Here is a 15,671-nt window from a genome sequence, read left to right on the forward strand (position 1 = left end):
AGAAAAGATTTCACGAATTATAATGACAGACTCAATCTTCACTCTCACGCTGGTCGCCCTCGTTTTTATTCTTGCCGGACTCGTCAAAGGCGTCATCGGCATGGGCTTACCCACCATTGCAATCGGCTTACTTGGGCTGATCATTGCGCCCGTCGAGGCTGCAGCGATGCTTGTTCTCCCCTCACTCATCACGAACATCTGGCAACTGATTTCGGGTCCCAGTTTTATCGCGCTGCTTAAACGATTTAAAACACTTTTGATCGGGATTTGCTGCGGCACACCATTCGGAGTCAGTTTCATTGTGAGCGGCCACACTGCCATTGTGACCGCAGGCCTGGGATTGGTTTTAATGGCTTACGGCGCATACGGCTTATCGGCTGCACGCTTGAATGTTTCCACGCGAACGGAATCATGGCTGACACCTGTAATTGGATTTTTTACAGGCATTGTTTCAGGCGCGACAGGCATCGCCGCCCTACCGGTCGCCCCCTATTTCACGGCGCTCGAACTCAAAAGAGACGAGCTGATCCAAGCACTTGGCTTATCTTTCAGTATGGCTTCAATCGCACTGGCTATTGGACTCTGGATCACCGGAGAGTTTGTGATGGAAATCGCTACCGTCTCTCTCTTGGCACTCGTACCCGCCTTCTTGGGCATGTTCTTGGGGCAATATCTCAGAAAGAAAATTCCACAAGATAAATTCCGCCGTTACTTTTTTCTCAGCCTGTTGTTGCTTGGTGGCTATACCGCTGTCAGAGCTATCAGTCTGATCTAACCTCAACCAGTATGCAGTCAATCATTTGTGTGCGGTGGACCTGAATCTCACGGTCCACTGACTGAGCGTTGAAGCAAAGAGGATGCTTATTTGGCGGGTGTGTACTCTTTGGGGCGAATCATTTCAAACAAGGTGTTGACTTCGACATAGTCCCCTTTGTAGCCGCATCGACCTAAGGGACGCGCGGCAGCCGTGTCAAAGATCCCATCTTTCAAGAACGCGTCGTTGATATGCACACCAACCACCTCTCCCAAAGTCATCCAGGTATCGATCAGCTCGCCTTTTGCATTTTTGAGCTGGGTCGTGCTGATGAGCTTGCATTCGAGCGCTGCAATCGCGCGGGCGATTCGGGGTGGCTTGACCAGTGTGGAAGCGGCAGCATCCAGACCTGCGAGCTTCATCTCATCCACGCCAGGCTCCACGGAGGCCGAAGTAATGTTCATTTCCTGGGCCAGCTCGGCACCACAGAAATTCGCGACAAACTCACCGGTTTCATCGATATTGTTGACGCTGTCTTTACGCACATGGCTTGTACAAAAACCAATCACGGGTGGCGTCTCGGAAAAAGCATTGAAAAAACTATAGGGAGCCAAATTCACACGGCCTTGCTTGTCAATGCTGGAAATCCAGCCAATCGGACGCGGGGCCACGATTGCCTTAAAAGGGTTGTGTGGCAGGCCATGGCCCTTGCTTGGTTCATAAAAATAGTCGCTCACGGATGCATCCTTGAAAAGTGAAGTCGTCGTGCGGAAAGAATAAGAGACTTAACCTGCTCTTTTAGCATAAATATTTTGTCCAACGAAGACCAAACAACAAGACTTTTCGGGCGAAATGGGTGTAAAAATAAACTCTCCAAGTATGACAAGACGATATGAGAGTCCAGAATGACTGAAAGAAAAGTAAATGATCTCGGCGGCCAACCGGCCGGGCCCGTCTGTTTGGACGAACATCCATCTACCCTTCACGAAAAGCGAGTCGATGCACTGCAAAAGCTTTTAACAGGCAGCAAACTCCAGGCGTTTACATCCGACGCCATGCGCCGTGCGATTGAGTCCAATACCGAAGAAGACTACAAGAACATGCTTTACTACGACAAATGGATACGAGCGGTTCGCGACCTAGTGATCGAGCAACAATTATTAACAGCCAAGGAAATCGATGACCGCATCGAGCTGCTGCGCGAGCGCTACAAACAAAAAGGATCCCTATGACAGCCATTGCTCCCCGCCCCGGACAAGCCTTGCCCGCAGGAACACCTGTGATTGTTCGCAAACAGCCTCCCGAGACCCACTGTCGCACGCCGTTTTATTTACGCGGAGCCAAAGGGGAAATCGCTGAAGTTCGGGGTTGTTACCGCGACCCTTCCCTGTTGGCTTTCCACAAGCCTGGCCTGCCGATGCGCGTGCTGTATCGTGTGCGGTTTAAACAGAAAGACGTTTGGCCGCACTACACAGGTAGCCCGAACGATACTGTCGTTGCCGACATCTACGAGCACTGGATCGATCCAATATCTGGAGAAAATAAAGCATGAGTACCTCGCACGGACACCACCACGACCATGACCACGATCATGCCCATGCACACGCTCACCCCCATTCACCTCCGGCACCGGATGATGAGGATCACTACGACCGCTACGAAGTCTTGCTACAAACAGCAATACGTGAATTGCTCGATGAAAAAGGCATCATCACGGCCGACGAACTGCATAGACAAATCGACTACCAAGACAGTCTGACACCCGCGATCGGCGGAAAGATTGTTGCCAAGGCCTGGGTGGATCCAGAGTTTAAAAAGAAATTGCTTGCCGAGCCGCTCAAGACAATCAATGAGCACTTTGAATTGGACATTACGACACCTCTTGATTTGGTCGTATTGGAAAACACTCCAAAGGTCCATAACGTCGTGGTCTGTACGCTCTGCTCCTGTTACCCTCGCATGCTTCTTGGCATCCCGCCTGCTTGGTACAAATCCATCGACTATCGTTCGCGAGTCGTCGTCGAACCGAGAAAAGTGCTAGCAGAATTTGGTACGCACATCCCCGATGATGTCGAGGTACGCGTCTCCGATAGCACGGCTGATTTGAGGTTTTTGGTGCTGCCGTACCGTCCGGCGGGTACAGAGGGAATGAGTGAGGCTGAACTCGCAGAACTTGTCACGCGCGACTCAATGATTGGAACTTCGCTTCCTCTCAGCGCCAAACCCTGAAGTCGCTTGACAAGGGATCTTGTTATTTAGGAGTTGTGGTGTGATGTCAGTCCATCACATTGCACCACACTCAAAATCAATCTTGAAAAATTCAAGCCTAATGATATGGGCGTTTTAGATAATTTTCTGTCTGATGCGGGTGATCACCACTTCGGCCAAGATTACAATCACAAAGATTGAAATCAAAATGACCGCGACGCGATCCCACTGAAAAAGATTCAGCGCTGTGTCCAAAGCCATTCCAATACCACCAGCCCCCACCAAGCCAAGCACTGCCGACTCCCTGACATTGATATCCCAACGCAACAAGACGATCGACCAAAATGCTGGCTTGATTTGCGGCCAATATCCGTATTGAATTAAAGCACCCGTGCTGGCGCCGACAGAGGTGAGCGCCTCAATTGAGCCTCGTTGCGCCTCCTCGACAGACTCACCCACAAGCTTGCCGACAAAACCGATTGATCGAAAAGCGATCGCCATGGTGCCAGCCAATGGGCCGGGGCCAAAAATCGCAATAAACAAAAGCGCCCAAACCAGGGAGTTGACAGACCGACTGGAAACAAGAATGAGTTTCGCAAGCGTATTGATCAGCCGGTTAGGTGTGAGATTGTTAGCCGCAAGCAAACCAATCGGTATGGCAAGCAAGACAGAAATAATCGTACCGAGTGACGCAATGTGAATCGTCTCGATCAAGGCATCATGCACAGAGCCTGAATAATGCGCCCAATCCACCGGCCACATTCTCGAAAACAAATCTACCATTTGCTCCGGTGCGTCGAGTAAAAACTCCGGGATGATCTGAACCTGACGGATCGACTGGACAACGGCAGCAACAAACAAAAAATAAAAACCAAAACGTACTAAGCGCTGGCTGACTGAATACCGCTCCCAGACTCTGTTTGTTGAACCTGCTGCGGACCCCTCAGAAGATTGGATGGGAGCGCCACTCATGCGGACACCTTAGGCGTGGGCACAATCGTGGAAGCTTTTCCCCTGAATAGCTCTTTGATCGTCAGATTATCCAAAAACACGCGACGAATCACATTGGCCAATAGTTCACCCAACATGATGAGGGTAATGATGCTGATCAAAATCGCACAGACGTAGTCGTAGTCGAAGCGTTGGAAGGCGGAAAAAAGAGTCCCGCCTATGCCGCCCGCCCCGACAATCCCAACCATGGTGGAGTTACGCAAATTTGAATCAAACTGGTAAGTACAAAATCCGATAAAGCGCGGAAAGACTTGTGGCAATACAGAGAAAATAATCACATTCGCGAAGGACGCCCCTGTTGCACGCACCGCTTCGACCTGTTTCAGTGAAATTTCCTCTATTGACTCGGTGAATAACTTGCCGATGAATCCAATCGAAGCGACTGTCAAGGCCAAAATACCCGCCAAGGCTCCGAACCCCACCGCTTTGACGAATAAAATTGCAACGATGACAGGATGAAGCGCACGACAAAACGCAACAATCGTTCGAGCAGGCCATGATGCCCAACCCGGCATCAAATTACGGGCGCCAAGCAAGCCCAGAGGCAGGGCTAAAAAAATACCCAGGGTCGAAGCGAGCACTGCGATTTCAAGACTTTCCGAAAGTCCTTTTATCAGCAAGTTATAACGCTCGAAATTTGGTGGAAACATCCGATCTAAAAATTTTGCCGCATGCCCAAGCCCTGCAACAAACCTGGCAAACGTGACATCTAGCTGCATGCTTGCATAAATCACATACAAAACTGCTAGCACAAGGCCGGCCTTGGCTTTAAGGGACATCGTAAAAGGCTTAGGATGCGCGCGCGATGCGCTTAAAGGCGTGGCGTTTATCATACGATCCAGGACTCGCCGCCATAGATTCTTTTGAGCATCCCGTGATCCAAGCCTGCGGCAGGTCCATCATAGACAACTTCACCGCCCGACATCCCGATCAAACGCGTAGCATAGCGTTTTGCTAACTCCACATCATGCATATTGATCATGACAGGAATCTGCTGCGCCTGAGCTTGAGCCGTGAGCAGCTCCATAATTTCCACTGACGTCTTGGGATCCAGAGAAGATGTGGGCTCGTCAGCCAATAAAATCGCAGGCGCCTGCATGAGCGCACGCGCGATACCAACTCGCTGACGCTGCCCACCGGATAAAGCATCAGCACGCTGGCTCGCAAAGTCTCCAAGCCCGACCGTATCAAGATAGCGATACGCCTGCTCGATGTCCTCTGGCTTAAAACTGCGAAACCAAGCTTTCCAGGCCGGCAAGTATCCTAGACGACCCGTGAGCAAATTTTCCATTACGGTCAGTCGCTCAACGAGGTTGTATTCCTGAAACACCATGCCAATATGACGGCGTGCATGACGCAAAGCTGCCCCACGCACGCGGGTCAAGTCAACAGTGCCCTGAGCGGTGTTTAAGGTAATCTGACCGGCTGAAGGCTCAACCAGACGATTGATGCAGCGCAGCAATGTGCTTTTGCCTGTTCCGGATGGACCAATGATCGCGGTGACCTCTTGACCCGAAATTTCCAGATCAATCCCTTTCAGGACAGGGTGGCCTGCTCGATAGGACTTGACCAACCCTGTAATGCTCAATGCTGCAGCCATAAAACTACTTACCCTTTGCTTTTGCTTTTGCTTTCTCTGCTTCGCGGTCGTATGCGGCGCGGTTGAACTTCTCACCACCCGCCTCAGCCACTTCGCGTACGATCGCCCAATCCTTTTCGTATGTCACAGGATAGAAACGGTCTGCTCCATCAAAAGCTTTTTGCATCGCTGCAGGGTAACGGTAGTCATAGAAACACTTCAGCATTTGATCTCGGAAACCTGGCTCAAGGTCATGCGCGTAAGCAAATGAAGAGGTCGGAAACTTTGGACTCGTGTAGATGATGCGGAAGTCGTCTTTGTTGATCTGACCACGGGCGGCCATGCGATAAAACACGTCTGAGGCGACAGCAGCGGCGTCATAGTCGCCAGAATTCACACCCATGACGGACTGATCATGCTTGCCTGAAAACAAGATTTTGTAGTCTTTTTCAGGAGCCAGCCCCTGCTTGGGGAACAAAGCCATCGGTGCCATGTGGCCTGAATTGGAAGAAGGTGAAGTATGCGCAACTTTTTTACCTTTCAGATCAGGCATTGTCTTGAAAGGACTGTCTTTTTTGACAATCACAATCAGGTTATAGCCTTGGAAGCCGTCGGCAGTACCTTTCACGGCAAACGGCACCGCACCTGCAATGTTGACAGCAAAGGCTGTCGGACCTGTGGAAAAACCTCCCACATGGAGTCGGCCTGAGCGCATGGCTTCGATTTCAGCGGCATTGCTCTGCACCTGATAGAACACCACGCGCTTGCCAGTGCACTGAGCAAGATGCTTGGTAAAAGGTGTGAAAATCTCTTCGTAGACCGCAGGATCTTCAACAGGGGTGTATGTGAAAACTAACGTTGAAGGGGTCTTGAGCTTTGATTTGTCCGTCGGCGTGTCAGCCACCATATCTTTGTTTGCATCGCAATACAAAGAATCCAAATCGCCCCGGTTCGGGCAGGCTTGGGCAAAGCTCATGCTAGAGGCGCCCATCGACAATGCAGCAAGGCCCGCTGAAACAAGCAGGGAAAATCTCATTTTTTGTCTCCTATACGCTCTATTCAAGCGCGCAGTGATAAAGTGTGAGTCGAATATAAACCTGAATGACCATTTTTGTAACTGCTCGTTTTCCTATATGACCACGATTTCAGCACCCGCCGTACCCCGTCCCGCAGCGACCGTCATTCTCGCTAGAAATGTCAGCGATGGCATTGAAGTGTTCATGATGGAACGAACGACTGCCGTCGAATTCGCCAAAGGCATGCATGTTTTTCCAGGCGGTGCGCTTGATCGGACAGACCATCATCCCGACATTGCCTCGCTGTGTGTCGGGCTCGATGACAAGCGTGCCAGTGAGACGCTCGGCATTGACCAGGGCGGTCTGGCTTACTGGATTGCAGCGATCCGCGAGTGCTTCGAAGAGTCTGGTTTGTTGTTGGGTTACCGGGACAATGATCAGCTCCTACAGTTGGCAACCGAAGAGGCCGACAGGCTTGCAAACCTGCGGCTTGAAATGGCGCAAAACAAGCTCTCATTTGTGGACATCCTAATGCGTGAGCAGGTCAAAGCCGCTACGGATCGGATCGCTTACTACAGCCATTGGGTCACGCAGGCGGGGCGTCCAAGACGCTACGACACACGTTTTTTTGTTGCGCAAGCGCCAGAGGGCCAAACTGCACTGGAAGATAATCATGAAACCGTTGGTCAGATCTGGGTCCGTCCCGACCAGGCCATTGACTTGCATCGTTCAGGCTCGCTCAACCTGATGTTTCCCACCATCAAAACACTTGAAAGTCTCGCACCCTTTAAACATGTCGAAGAGCTTCTGGAGTATGCGCGCAAACCAAGGCCCAAATTGGTGATGGCCCCCGTAACGGGAAAATCACGTGCCGGCGAAACGCATACATTGATCCCCGGCGATTTTGCCTACGCTGAAATTAAAAAGATCGATCCGGACAATCAAGGTACATGCTGCGCCTACATTGAACCGGGTGTTGCCGTGAAAATCGGCCATGACGTACTGCGGGTCACTGCTGCCAATCCTGGCATGATGACCGGTCCTGGCACCAATAGCTATCTCATCGGCAACGCGACGGAAGGTGTCGCGGTGATTGATCCGGGCCCGCTCCTCGAAGAACATATCCATGCTTTACTTACGGCGGCTCCCGGTCCCATCCGATGGATTCTCTGTACCCATACCCACTTGGATCACTCCCCTGCCGCTGCAGTGCTCAAGCAAAGAACAGGAGCGACCGTGTATGGCATGCCTGCCCCTGCTTTTTCCAATCAAGATCAGACTTTCACTCCCGACCATATCGTGTCGCACCAAGAACGCCTCGATCTTGGGGGCATGTCGATTCGTGTCCTACACACCCCTGGCCATGCCTCTAATCAGGTTTGCTTCTTACTAGAGTCTCAAAATCTCCTGTTCACGGGAGATCACATCATGCAAGGCTCAACAGTAGTAATCAGCCCGCCGGATGGCAATATGGTTGAATATCTCGCCTCATTACGTTTACTACTTGACGAACAAATCGACTATCTCGCTCCTGGCCATGGCTTTCTCATGGATAAGCCAGCGGAGAACGTCGAAAGAATTTTGATCCACAGGCAGGAGCGAGAAAATAAAGTGATGGCTGCCCTTAAAAGAGCGGCCAAACCAGACACACTCGAGGCTTTGGTCAAGCTCGCCTACGACGATACCCCAGAGCGTTTGCATGTTGTTGCGCAAAAATCTTTACTCGCGCATCTGAATAAACTCCATCAAGAATCGCGCGTAGTCCTGGAGGGTAACCTCTGGAGTCTGCCCACACAGTCGACGTAAAAAATGGATCGCCGCTCCTTTCTCGTCACGACCAGTGCGACAGCGACGCTGTTTAGTTCACCTTTCAAACTTGCTGCGCAGTCACCACAGCGCACCTTTCGCTGGGTTCCCTCAACCGACCTGTCCGTCCTGGACCCGGTTTTTACAACGGCTGCGATAACAGCCTGCCATGCCTTGCAAGTTTTCGACACGCTCTTTGGTCTGGATGCGCAGTATCAGCCCCAGCTACAAATGCTGGAAAAAGCAAATCTGTCCGAAGACAAGCTTCAGTGGACTCTGACGCTGCGAGCAGACTTGAGCTTTCACGATGACAAGCCTGTGACTGCCACCGATGTCATCACTAGTCTGAAACGCTTTGGTCAACGCAACCTGTTGGGACAAACTCTCTTTAGTGTGGTCACTGACATCAGGTCGACCGATCCCGCCACCATCATCATTACCTTGAGCAGACCGTTTTCTCTATTACCCTACACGCTCGCCTCCGCATCGGCCTCTATCATGCCGCAACGTCTGGCCAGCACGCCGAACAATGTTGCGATTAAAGAAGTTATTGGCAGCGGCCCTTTCCGTTTTTTACCCGAACTGTGGGTATCTGGGTCAAAGGTAGAGTACGCAAAAGCTGCAAAGTATGTTCCGCGCCAACAAGGTATCGCCAGTAATACTGCCGGTCCGAAAATCGCCCACATCGACACGCTCAAGTGGCTCATTATTCCCGACCGAGCCACCGCGGTTGCAGCGCTTCAAAATAACGAAATCGATGGCATCGAATTAGTCGATAACGACTTTATTCCGATGCTACGCAAAAATCCGCGTATCGAGCTGATCAAGGCGGCTTTACCGGCGATATTTATCATGCGCTTTAATCATCTGCATGCGCCGTTCAATGATGTGGAAATGCGTCGGGTCATTTTGTCTGTCATCAATCAGTCAGACTATATGATGGCGGCCAATGGCGCGGAATTTCCAGAGTATTGGAATGACAAATGCGGCGTCTTTGCGCCGGGTACGCCCATGGCGTCGCAGGCCGGTATGGAAAAGCTTACAGGCAAACGCGACATCAAACGCGCGAGAAAACGCATTCAGGAATTGGGCTACAACGGGGAACCAATTGTGATCTTGGATCCCGTTGATGCAGCCCCCTATCATGCATGCGCGCTCGTGACGGAGGATTTATTTAAACAACTGGGACTCAAAACCGAGTTGAGACCCATGAATTGGGGCACCTATCTGCAGCGTCGAAACAATCAAGACTCACCTGCCGCAGGAGGGTGGAACGTCGCGTTCACCGCACTGACCGGCACCAGCAACCTTGATCCGGCCTCCAATCTGGGGATTCGCGGTACGGGCACACAAGGATGGTTCGGCTGGCCCACTAACGAAAAGCTGGAAACACTGCGGATGGACTGGTTTTTTGCCGACTCACTTTCAGAGAGACAAAAAATTTGTCAGGCGATTCAGCTGGAAGTGTTTGAACACGTTCCCTATATTCCTTTAGGCGCCAATTACAACTTGAGCGCGATCAGGAAAAATTGGCAAAACTTTCAATCCCAAGGTCCCGTTTTTTATACGACACACTCAACCTGACTATCCGCTTAGGCGTCCTGGGACTGAGGCGCAACCTTGTTTCTGAACACCTTTTTGCGTGCGCGTCTGAGCCATTGATCCAAATCATCTATATACGTAAATACAGCAGGAATCACCAGCAGGCTTAGTAACGTTGAAGTCATCAGGCCACCGATCACTGCAATCGCCATCGGTGAGCGAAAACTCGGATCCGACCCCCAACCAATCGCGATGGGGATCATGCCCGCAGTCATCGCAATAGTGGTCATGACAATCGGCCGCGCACGCTTGTGGCAGGCATCGATCAAGGCTTCGTTGCGCAATAAGCCGTTGCGTCTGGCTGTGATCGCATACTCGACGAGCAAGATCGAATTCTTGGTGACAACGCCCATCAGCATGAGCAAACCAATCAGCGAGGGCATCGAAAAACTTTTTCCAGTCAAAAGCAGTCCGACAAACGCACCACCAATCGAGAGCGGTAATGCACCCAAAATCGTGATGGGCTGTAAAAAGTCATGAAACAACAACACCAAGATCATGTAGATGCATAAAAGACCAATCATCATCGCCAAACCAAAACTTGCAAACAAGGCCTGCATTTCCTTGGTATCACCTAATTCCGCAAGCGTGACGCCCGGTGGCAGATTACGCAAGCTTGGCAAAGCCATGGCATCTGCAAAGGCCTCGCCAAGTGGCCGCCCCCCCAACTCAACATCCAGAATCACATTACGGCTTCGGTTCAGACGATCAATTTGTGCGGGTCCGCTATCCATGGTGAATGTCACGACATTACCAAGCAAGGTGGGTCCATAGCGTCCGGGCACGGTTAATCTTTCAAGCGCCGCGATATCAGTGCGGGTCGCATCAGGCAATTTCACGCGGATGGGTATTTGTCGCTCGGCCAGATTCAATTTAGCCAACCCGACATCGTAATCACCGCTGGTGGCAACGCGCAGTGTTTCAGCGATGCTTTGAGCAGTCACGCCCAAATCAGCGGCACGGGCAAAGTCAGGACGCACAATTAGCTCAGGGCGCACCAGACTGGCTGAGGAAGTCACGCCTCCCACTCCCTTGAGTGTGCGCAGATCACGCTCAGCGGCTTGTGCTGCTTTGCTGAGCGCCACGGGATCCTCGCTCTGCAAGACTATCTGCATTTTGACGCCAACGTCCTGAGCGCCTACAGTAATCCGAACACCAGGCTCATTGGAGAGCACCCGTCGAATATCAGCTTCCACTTCTTGTTGATTTTTACTACGATCCGAGCGATGCGACAGCATCACGGTGAGTGCGGCCTTGCGAACCTCTGCGGCAGAACCCCGGGCGAATACATCCCCTGAAACGCCCCCCCCCACAGAACTAAACACACTCTTGACCTCAGGAATCAAAGACAATTTTTTCTTGACTTGCTCGGCTGCGCGTAGCGTATCCTCAAGCGTGCTGCCCGGGGCACGCTCAATGTTGACCATCGTTTGACCCCGATCTGCCGGCGGCACGAATCCCTTTGGCAACAGAGGCACCAATGCAAGCGATCCGGCAAAAAAGGCGAAAGCAAATATGATCGTCGCAAGACGATGACTCAGACACCACTTCACTGACAAAAGGTAATGGCGCATCACCCAGCTGTCGGGACGAGGCTCTGCGTGTTTGCCACCGAGCGGCTTCATCAGATAGGCCGCCATCATTGGTGTTAATAAACGCGCCACAACCAAAGAGGCCATGATAGCCAACACAGCTGTCCAACCAAACTGTTTGAAAAACTTGCCCGGCACGCCATCCATGAACGCCGTCGGTAAAAAGACCGCAACCAGGGCAAAGGTCGTCGCAATCACAGCCATGCCAATTTCGTCGGCTGCATCCATCGCTGCCTGAAAAGGCGTTTTACCCATTTGCAGGTGACGCGCGATGTTTTCAACCTCGACGATCGCATCATCGACCAAGATGCCCACCACCAACGCAAGAGACGTCAAGGTCACCATGTTCAGAGTAAAGCCAAACAAATAGATACCCAGAAACGCAGGCAAAATCGATAATGGCAAAGCGGCAGCAGAGACAATGGTGGCGCGCCAGTCACGCAAGAAATACCAAACAACAAGGACCGCAAGAATGGCGCCTTCGTACAGAAGCTGCATCGAGGCCTTGAAGTTCTCTTCGGTCATTTCAACGTTGTCAATTTGCTCCGTGAATGCGATATCAGGATGGGCAGCTTGCAAACCCTTGATCACTTGGCGAACATCTCTGGCAACAGTCACCTCATTGGCACCTTTGCTGCGCATGATCTCAAAGGCAACCACAGGCTGTCCATTCATCAGCGCCAGTGAACGTCGCTCCGCAGTCGTGTCGGTGATGGTCGCAATCTGATCCAGTCGCACACGCCGGCCGTCTGACAAAGACAAATCAATGCCACCCAGGTCTTGAGCAGTCTGTGCCGTGGCAATCGTTCGCACAGCTTGTTCGGCACCGCCAATATCACCGCGGCCACCAGGTGCCTCTTGTTGAATCAAACGCAATCGTCGAGAAACATCTGCAGCCGTCACACCAAGAGCGGCCATGCGGGCAGGATCAAGCTCGACCCGAATCTCACGACTCAACCCTCCCATCCGTTTCACACGTCCGACACCATTCACTGTCAGCAATTGTTTGGAGACCGTATTGTCTACAAACCAAGAAAGCGCCTCCTGATCCATGCGGTCTGAGGTGATGGCATAGGTCATTAAAGGACGGCCCGCTGTCGTCGCACGCAAAATAGTCGGATCTCTGACGTCAGCCGGCAGATCCGCGCGAACCCGCGTGACGGCATCTCTCACATCATTGACTGCCTCCATGACATTTTTTTCAAGAATGAACTCGACATTAATGACCACTGTGCCTTCAAGAATCTTGGTGTACATATTCTTGATGCCCTGCAAGGTCGCAATCGAGTTTTCAAGCTTTCGTGCAACCTCGGTCTCGAGTGTGGCAGGCGCGGCGCCAGGCAAGCTGGCCTCGACTGTCACCATCGGCAGTTCGATATCCGGAAAATCCTGAACTCCGATGGCTCGAAATGACAAAATTCCAGCGATCGATAGCAAAGTGAACAGCAGAATCGCTGGGATGGGATGTCGAATGGAAAAGGCGGAAAAGTTCATGACCGTTCAACCGAGACAAGATCACCGTTTGTCAGGAAACCCGCCCCTAATTCAACAATCGTGTCGGAGGCTGAGACACCGGACAGAACCTCAACTCGCGCGCCAACCCGTCGTCCAATCTGGACACGCACCTGCTCGACACGCTGATCCGCTAGGAGTTTAAACACATAACTAAAGCCATCTCGCATCACAACCGATTCTTGAGGCAACGTTAATCCCTGACTGTCGCCCAGGTTAAACACCCCAGTTGCGAACATACCCGCACGCACGGGTGGTTCGTCATGCAATAAAACAGGCAGATCGACATAGACAATCGCTGTACGCGCTTGCGCATCAACAGTGGGTCCGATCACACGCACTTTTCCTACGATCGGAGGCTGTCCTTTTGGCACACTCGCGGGGTAGACATCGACAGGCATCCCAACCTTGATCCGGCCAAGCTCCTCGGACACCACATCGGCCCGCCACTCAAGCCGATTTTGACGCAACATCTTGAATAGTTCAGCGCCTACTGGCACGACCGCTCCAACACTTGCCTGACGCGCTGAAATGACACCGTCATCGGGTGCAACGACTTCGGTGTATTTCAAACGAAGCTCCTGTGACTGGCGATGCGCGCGTGCGGCCTCCACTCGTGCGGCAGCGGTCTGCTGGGCAGTCAGATACTGGCTGATCTGTTGGGCGGATAACGCGCCGGACGTTTTCAGGCTCCTGGCGCGCGAGGCGTTCGCCTCGGCATCTGCAAGAGCAGCCAACGCTTCGGACTCCTGTGCCTTTTGAACAGCCAAATCGGCGAGGACCGTATCCTGGGCAAAGACTGCGAGCACCTGTCCTTTTTTGACATGATCTCCGACATTGACCCTCACTTCGGCAATGCGTAAGCCACCAACCTGAGCACCGACCGAGGCATCTTGCCAGGCAGCGATATTACCGTTGGCCCGAATCGTGGCTGGCAAGGCAGTCATGTTCGGCTTTGTCACAGAGACAGTCAACGCGGGACGCGCGGAGGAAGACTGCGCCGATGCATCTGATATGAGCAACCCGCTCGAAACGCCTGTGAGGATGAGCGTCAAACTGAGTAAAGGTACACGGATTGCGTTCATGATTTGTTTCATTATTGGAGCTTGCCTGTCAAAATTTCATTCGGGTTTTGCTGAACAGAACGTACGACAGCAGCCAGATCCTTCGCATCCCAGCCACCGCCAACAGCTCGGTAAAGCGCGATATACGCATTCACACGTTCACGCCGCACGATCGCTAATATGTTGTCGGCGTTAACCGAAAGACGTCTGGTTTCTTCCAAATCCAGAATGCTGGCTAAACCAAACTTGTAACGCTCCTGGGCAGCTTGCAAAGATTCGCGATAGCCTTTCGAAGCTTTGAGGCTTTCAGCTTCCCGCTTGGTCAGGCTATCGAGGCGCACCAAGGCTTCCTCAACCTCTCTGACCGCACGTCGCGCCTGAGTTTGATAATTAGTCGCAGCGACCTCATACGCAATCTTTGCTGTCTCAAGATTAGCTGCGCGACGACCACCATCAAAAATAGGCAGGCTCAAGGACGGCCCAATTGACCAGGACGTCGCACTAATCGAGCCCGCCCCACTTTCAAAACTCAGTGGACCGATGCTACCCAGCAGAGACAATCGAGGAAACCGCTCGGCTTCCCGCACGCCAATGTCAGCGCTCGCGGCAGCCAACTCACGCTCAGCGGCTGCGACATCAGGACGTTGCAGCAAAAGCTGCGCCGGAATACGCTGCACAACGGGCATCGCAGGTGTTGGCAACACACGCGTGCCCCTCTTGAGCTTACTTCTAAGTTCTGGCTCGGGCATTGCAGTGAGCGCCACTAAAGCCTTGATGAGCAGATCACACTCCGCCTGTTGCGCCACCGCCCGACTTTGTCCCTCGGCAGCACTGGCGCGAGCAAGCGCGGCATTGGCTGGAGCCTGAAAACCTGTTTGTGCCAGCTCCTGTGTCAAACGTGCAGTTTGGGCGCGAGACTGAGCATCCGCACGCGCGAGCTGGGACAGTTGCTCGCAGCCTCTATAGTTTGTATAAAGATTAGCGGCATCAGCCGATACAGACAGCCTTGCCTCGTGCCAATTTGCCACTTGGGCTGCCAAGCGGGCCCGAGCCGCCTCACTTCCGCGAGCTAAACCACCAAATAAATCGAGCTCCCATCCTGCCTGAAGTTGCGCCTGAGCGGTCGTTGCCACGACGACAGGACCGCCAAGCTGAAAGGTGCCTCGAGAATAGGCGCCCGTTGCGTTGAGCACAGGCAGTGCGGCACCATCAGCCGTCACCAGGAGCGCGCGTGCCTGCGCAATCCGCAGAGCTGCCTGCGCCATGCTGTTACTTTGCTTTTGCGACTGGTCGATGAGTTCGACTAGAACGGGATCTTTAAACTGTGCCCACCAAGCCACGAGCGTGACAGGATCACCATCATGAGGCAAAGGCTGTTGCCAGGACGCAGGCTCAGACTCCCACTTGGTCGCTTGCTGACGATCGTAATCCGGTCCAAGAGTAATACAGGCAGTTAGAAGCAGCACCAAAGGCGCAGCTAAAATTCGAGAGTAAGTCATCTTCGAATATTAACAGAGCCTGACTATC

The 15,671-nt window shown here is 52.4% G+C and carries 14 protein-coding genes; 6 read left to right on the top strand and 8 right to left on the bottom strand.

The annotated features are described in order from the left end of the window. Positions 1 to 22 precede the first annotated feature (22 nt). Complete coding sequence (locus QWY27_RS11980; protein ID WP_290198607.1) at positions 23 to 775, top strand: sulfite exporter TauE/SafE family protein; 753 nt, start codon at positions 23 to 25, stop codon at positions 773 to 775. 86 nt (positions 776 to 861) lie between these two features. On the opposite strand, the gene QWY27_RS11985 is transcribed toward QWY27_RS11980, so the two are convergent. Then, positions 862 to 1,491, bottom strand: a complete 630-nt coding sequence (locus QWY27_RS11985; protein ID WP_290198608.1) for a flavin reductase family protein — start codon at positions 1,489 to 1,491, stop codon at positions 862 to 864. A 168-nt stretch (positions 1,492 to 1,659) separates the two neighbouring features. Between QWY27_RS11985 and QWY27_RS11990 the strand changes: the two genes are divergently transcribed. From QWY27_RS11990 to QWY27_RS12000, 3 genes are read left to right on the top strand one after another with little or no spacing between them, the layout of a single operon-like run. Beyond that, positions 1,660 to 1,986 carry an SH3-like domain-containing protein gene (locus QWY27_RS11990; protein ID WP_290198609.1) on the top strand — a complete coding sequence of 109 codons (327 nt, stop codon included), beginning with the start codon at positions 1,660 to 1,662 and terminating at the stop codon, positions 1,984 to 1,986. Beyond that, the gene (locus QWY27_RS11995) at positions 1,983 to 2,306 is read left to right on the top strand and encodes an SH3-like domain-containing protein (RefSeq protein WP_290198610.1); all 324 of its coding nucleotides are present in this window, start codon (positions 1,983 to 1,985) and stop codon (positions 2,304 to 2,306) included. Before QWY27_RS11990 ends, QWY27_RS11995 begins: the two co-directional genes overlap by 4 nt. Continuing rightward, the gene (locus QWY27_RS12000; protein ID WP_290198611.1) at positions 2,303 to 2,983 is read left to right on the top strand and encodes a nitrile hydratase subunit alpha; all 681 of its coding nucleotides are present in this window, start codon (positions 2,303 to 2,305) and stop codon (positions 2,981 to 2,983) included. Before QWY27_RS11995 ends, QWY27_RS12000 begins: the two co-directional genes overlap by 4 nt. A gap of 114 nt (positions 2,984 to 3,097) precedes the next feature. On the opposite strand, the gene phnE (QWY27_RS12005) is transcribed toward QWY27_RS12000, so the two are convergent. From phnE (QWY27_RS12005) to phnD, 4 genes are read right to left on the bottom strand one after another with little or no spacing between them, the layout of a single operon-like run. After that, entirely contained in the window at positions 3,098 to 3,934 is an 837-nt protein-coding gene (gene phnE / locus QWY27_RS12005; RefSeq protein ID WP_290198613.1) for a phosphonate ABC transporter, permease protein PhnE, read from the bottom strand. After that, on the bottom strand, positions 3,931 to 4,806 hold the full coding sequence (gene phnE, locus QWY27_RS12010; RefSeq protein ID WP_290198614.1) for a phosphonate ABC transporter, permease protein PhnE: 876 nt from the start codon (positions 4,804 to 4,806) through the stop codon (positions 3,931 to 3,933). Before phnE (QWY27_RS12010) ends, phnE (QWY27_RS12005) begins: the two co-directional genes overlap by 4 nt. Continuing rightward, a complete protein-coding gene (phnC, locus tag QWY27_RS12015) occupies positions 4,803 to 5,573 on the bottom strand; it encodes a phosphonate ABC transporter ATP-binding protein (protein ID WP_290198615.1) in 771 nt (256 codons plus the stop codon). Before phnC ends, phnE (QWY27_RS12010) begins: the two co-directional genes overlap by 4 nt. A gap of 4 nt (positions 5,574 to 5,577) precedes the next feature. Next, positions 5,578 to 6,588, bottom strand: a complete 1,011-nt coding sequence (gene phnD / locus QWY27_RS12020) for a phosphate/phosphite/phosphonate ABC transporter substrate-binding protein (protein ID WP_290198616.1) — start codon at positions 6,586 to 6,588, stop codon at positions 5,578 to 5,580. A 97-nt stretch (positions 6,589 to 6,685) separates the two neighbouring features. Here phnD and QWY27_RS12025 point away from each other — a divergent pair, with 97 nt between their 5' ends. Continuing rightward, a complete protein-coding gene (locus QWY27_RS12025; RefSeq protein WP_290198617.1) occupies positions 6,686 to 8,374 on the top strand; it encodes an MBL fold metallo-hydrolase in 1,689 nt (562 codons plus the stop codon). Between the two features lie 3 nt (positions 8,375 to 8,377). Further along, the gene (locus tag QWY27_RS12030; RefSeq protein WP_290198618.1) at positions 8,378 to 9,958 is read left to right on the top strand and encodes an ABC transporter substrate-binding protein; all 1,581 of its coding nucleotides are present in this window, start codon (positions 8,378 to 8,380) and stop codon (positions 9,956 to 9,958) included. Between the two features lie 8 nt (positions 9,959 to 9,966). On the opposite strand, the gene QWY27_RS12035 is transcribed toward QWY27_RS12030, so the two are convergent. From QWY27_RS12035 to QWY27_RS12045, 3 genes are read right to left on the bottom strand one after another with little or no spacing between them, the layout of a single operon-like run. Continuing rightward, positions 9,967 to 13,062, bottom strand: coding sequence for an efflux RND transporter permease subunit (locus tag QWY27_RS12035; protein WP_290198619.1), 3,096 nt, complete (start codon positions 13,060 to 13,062; stop codon positions 9,967 to 9,969). Next, positions 13,059 to 14,165: an efflux RND transporter periplasmic adaptor subunit gene (locus tag QWY27_RS12040; RefSeq protein ID WP_290198620.1), complete on the bottom strand. Its 1,107-nt coding sequence runs from the start codon at positions 14,163 to 14,165 to the stop codon at positions 13,059 to 13,061. Before QWY27_RS12040 ends, QWY27_RS12035 begins: the two co-directional genes overlap by 4 nt. 11 nt (positions 14,166 to 14,176) lie before the next feature. After that, positions 14,177 to 15,643: an efflux transporter outer membrane subunit gene (locus QWY27_RS12045; protein WP_290198621.1), complete on the bottom strand. Its 1,467-nt coding sequence runs from the start codon at positions 15,641 to 15,643 to the stop codon at positions 14,177 to 14,179. Positions 15,644 to 15,671 lie beyond the last annotated feature (28 nt).

Origin of the sequence: Zwartia vadi, from assembly GCF_030410375.1 — a bacterium.
Classification (GTDB): Bacteria; Pseudomonadota; Gammaproteobacteria; order Burkholderiales; family Burkholderiaceae_B; genus Zwartia; species Zwartia vadi.

What these genes read in the sequence shown, in the direction of transcription:
- QWY27_RS11980 (WP_290198607.1), top strand. Translation starts at nt 23, where the DNA reads ATGACAGACTCAATCTTCACTCTCACGCTGGTCGCCCTCGTTTTTATT.
- QWY27_RS11990 (WP_290198609.1), top strand. Translation starts at nt 1,660, where the DNA reads ATGACTGAAAGAAAAGTAAATGATCTCGGCGGCCAACCGGCCGGGCCC.
- QWY27_RS11995 (WP_290198610.1), top strand. Translation starts at nt 1,983, where the DNA reads ATGACAGCCATTGCTCCCCGCCCCGGACAAGCCTTGCCCGCAGGAACA.
- QWY27_RS12000 (WP_290198611.1), top strand. Translation starts at nt 2,303, where the DNA reads ATGAGTACCTCGCACGGACACCACCACGACCATGACCACGATCATGCC.
- phnE (WP_290198613.1), bottom strand. Translation starts at nt 3,934, where the DNA reads ATGAGTGGCGCTCCCATCCAATCTTCTGAGGGGTCCGCAGCAGGTTCA.
- phnE (WP_290198614.1), bottom strand. Translation starts at nt 4,806, where the DNA reads ATGATAAACGCCACGCCTTTAAGCGCATCGCGCGCGCATCCTAAGCCT.
- phnC (WP_290198615.1), bottom strand. Translation starts at nt 5,573, where the DNA reads ATGGCTGCAGCATTGAGCATTACAGGGTTGGTCAAGTCCTATCGAGCA.
- phnD (WP_290198616.1), bottom strand. Translation starts at nt 6,588, where the DNA reads ATGAGATTTTCCCTGCTTGTTTCAGCGGGCCTTGCTGCATTGTCGATG.
- QWY27_RS12025 (WP_290198617.1), top strand. Translation starts at nt 6,686, where the DNA reads ATGACCACGATTTCAGCACCCGCCGTACCCCGTCCCGCAGCGACCGTC.
- QWY27_RS12030 (WP_290198618.1), top strand. Translation starts at nt 8,378, where the DNA reads ATGGATCGCCGCTCCTTTCTCGTCACGACCAGTGCGACAGCGACGCTG.
- QWY27_RS12035 (WP_290198619.1), bottom strand. Translation starts at nt 13,062, where the DNA reads ATGAACTTTTCCGCCTTTTCCATTCGACATCCCATCCCAGCGATTCTG.
- QWY27_RS12040 (WP_290198620.1), bottom strand. Translation starts at nt 14,165, where the DNA reads ATGAACGCAATCCGTGTACCTTTACTCAGTTTGACGCTCATCCTCACA.
- QWY27_RS12045 (WP_290198621.1), bottom strand. Translation starts at nt 15,643, where the DNA reads ATGACTTACTCTCGAATTTTAGCTGCGCCTTTGGTGCTGCTTCTAACT.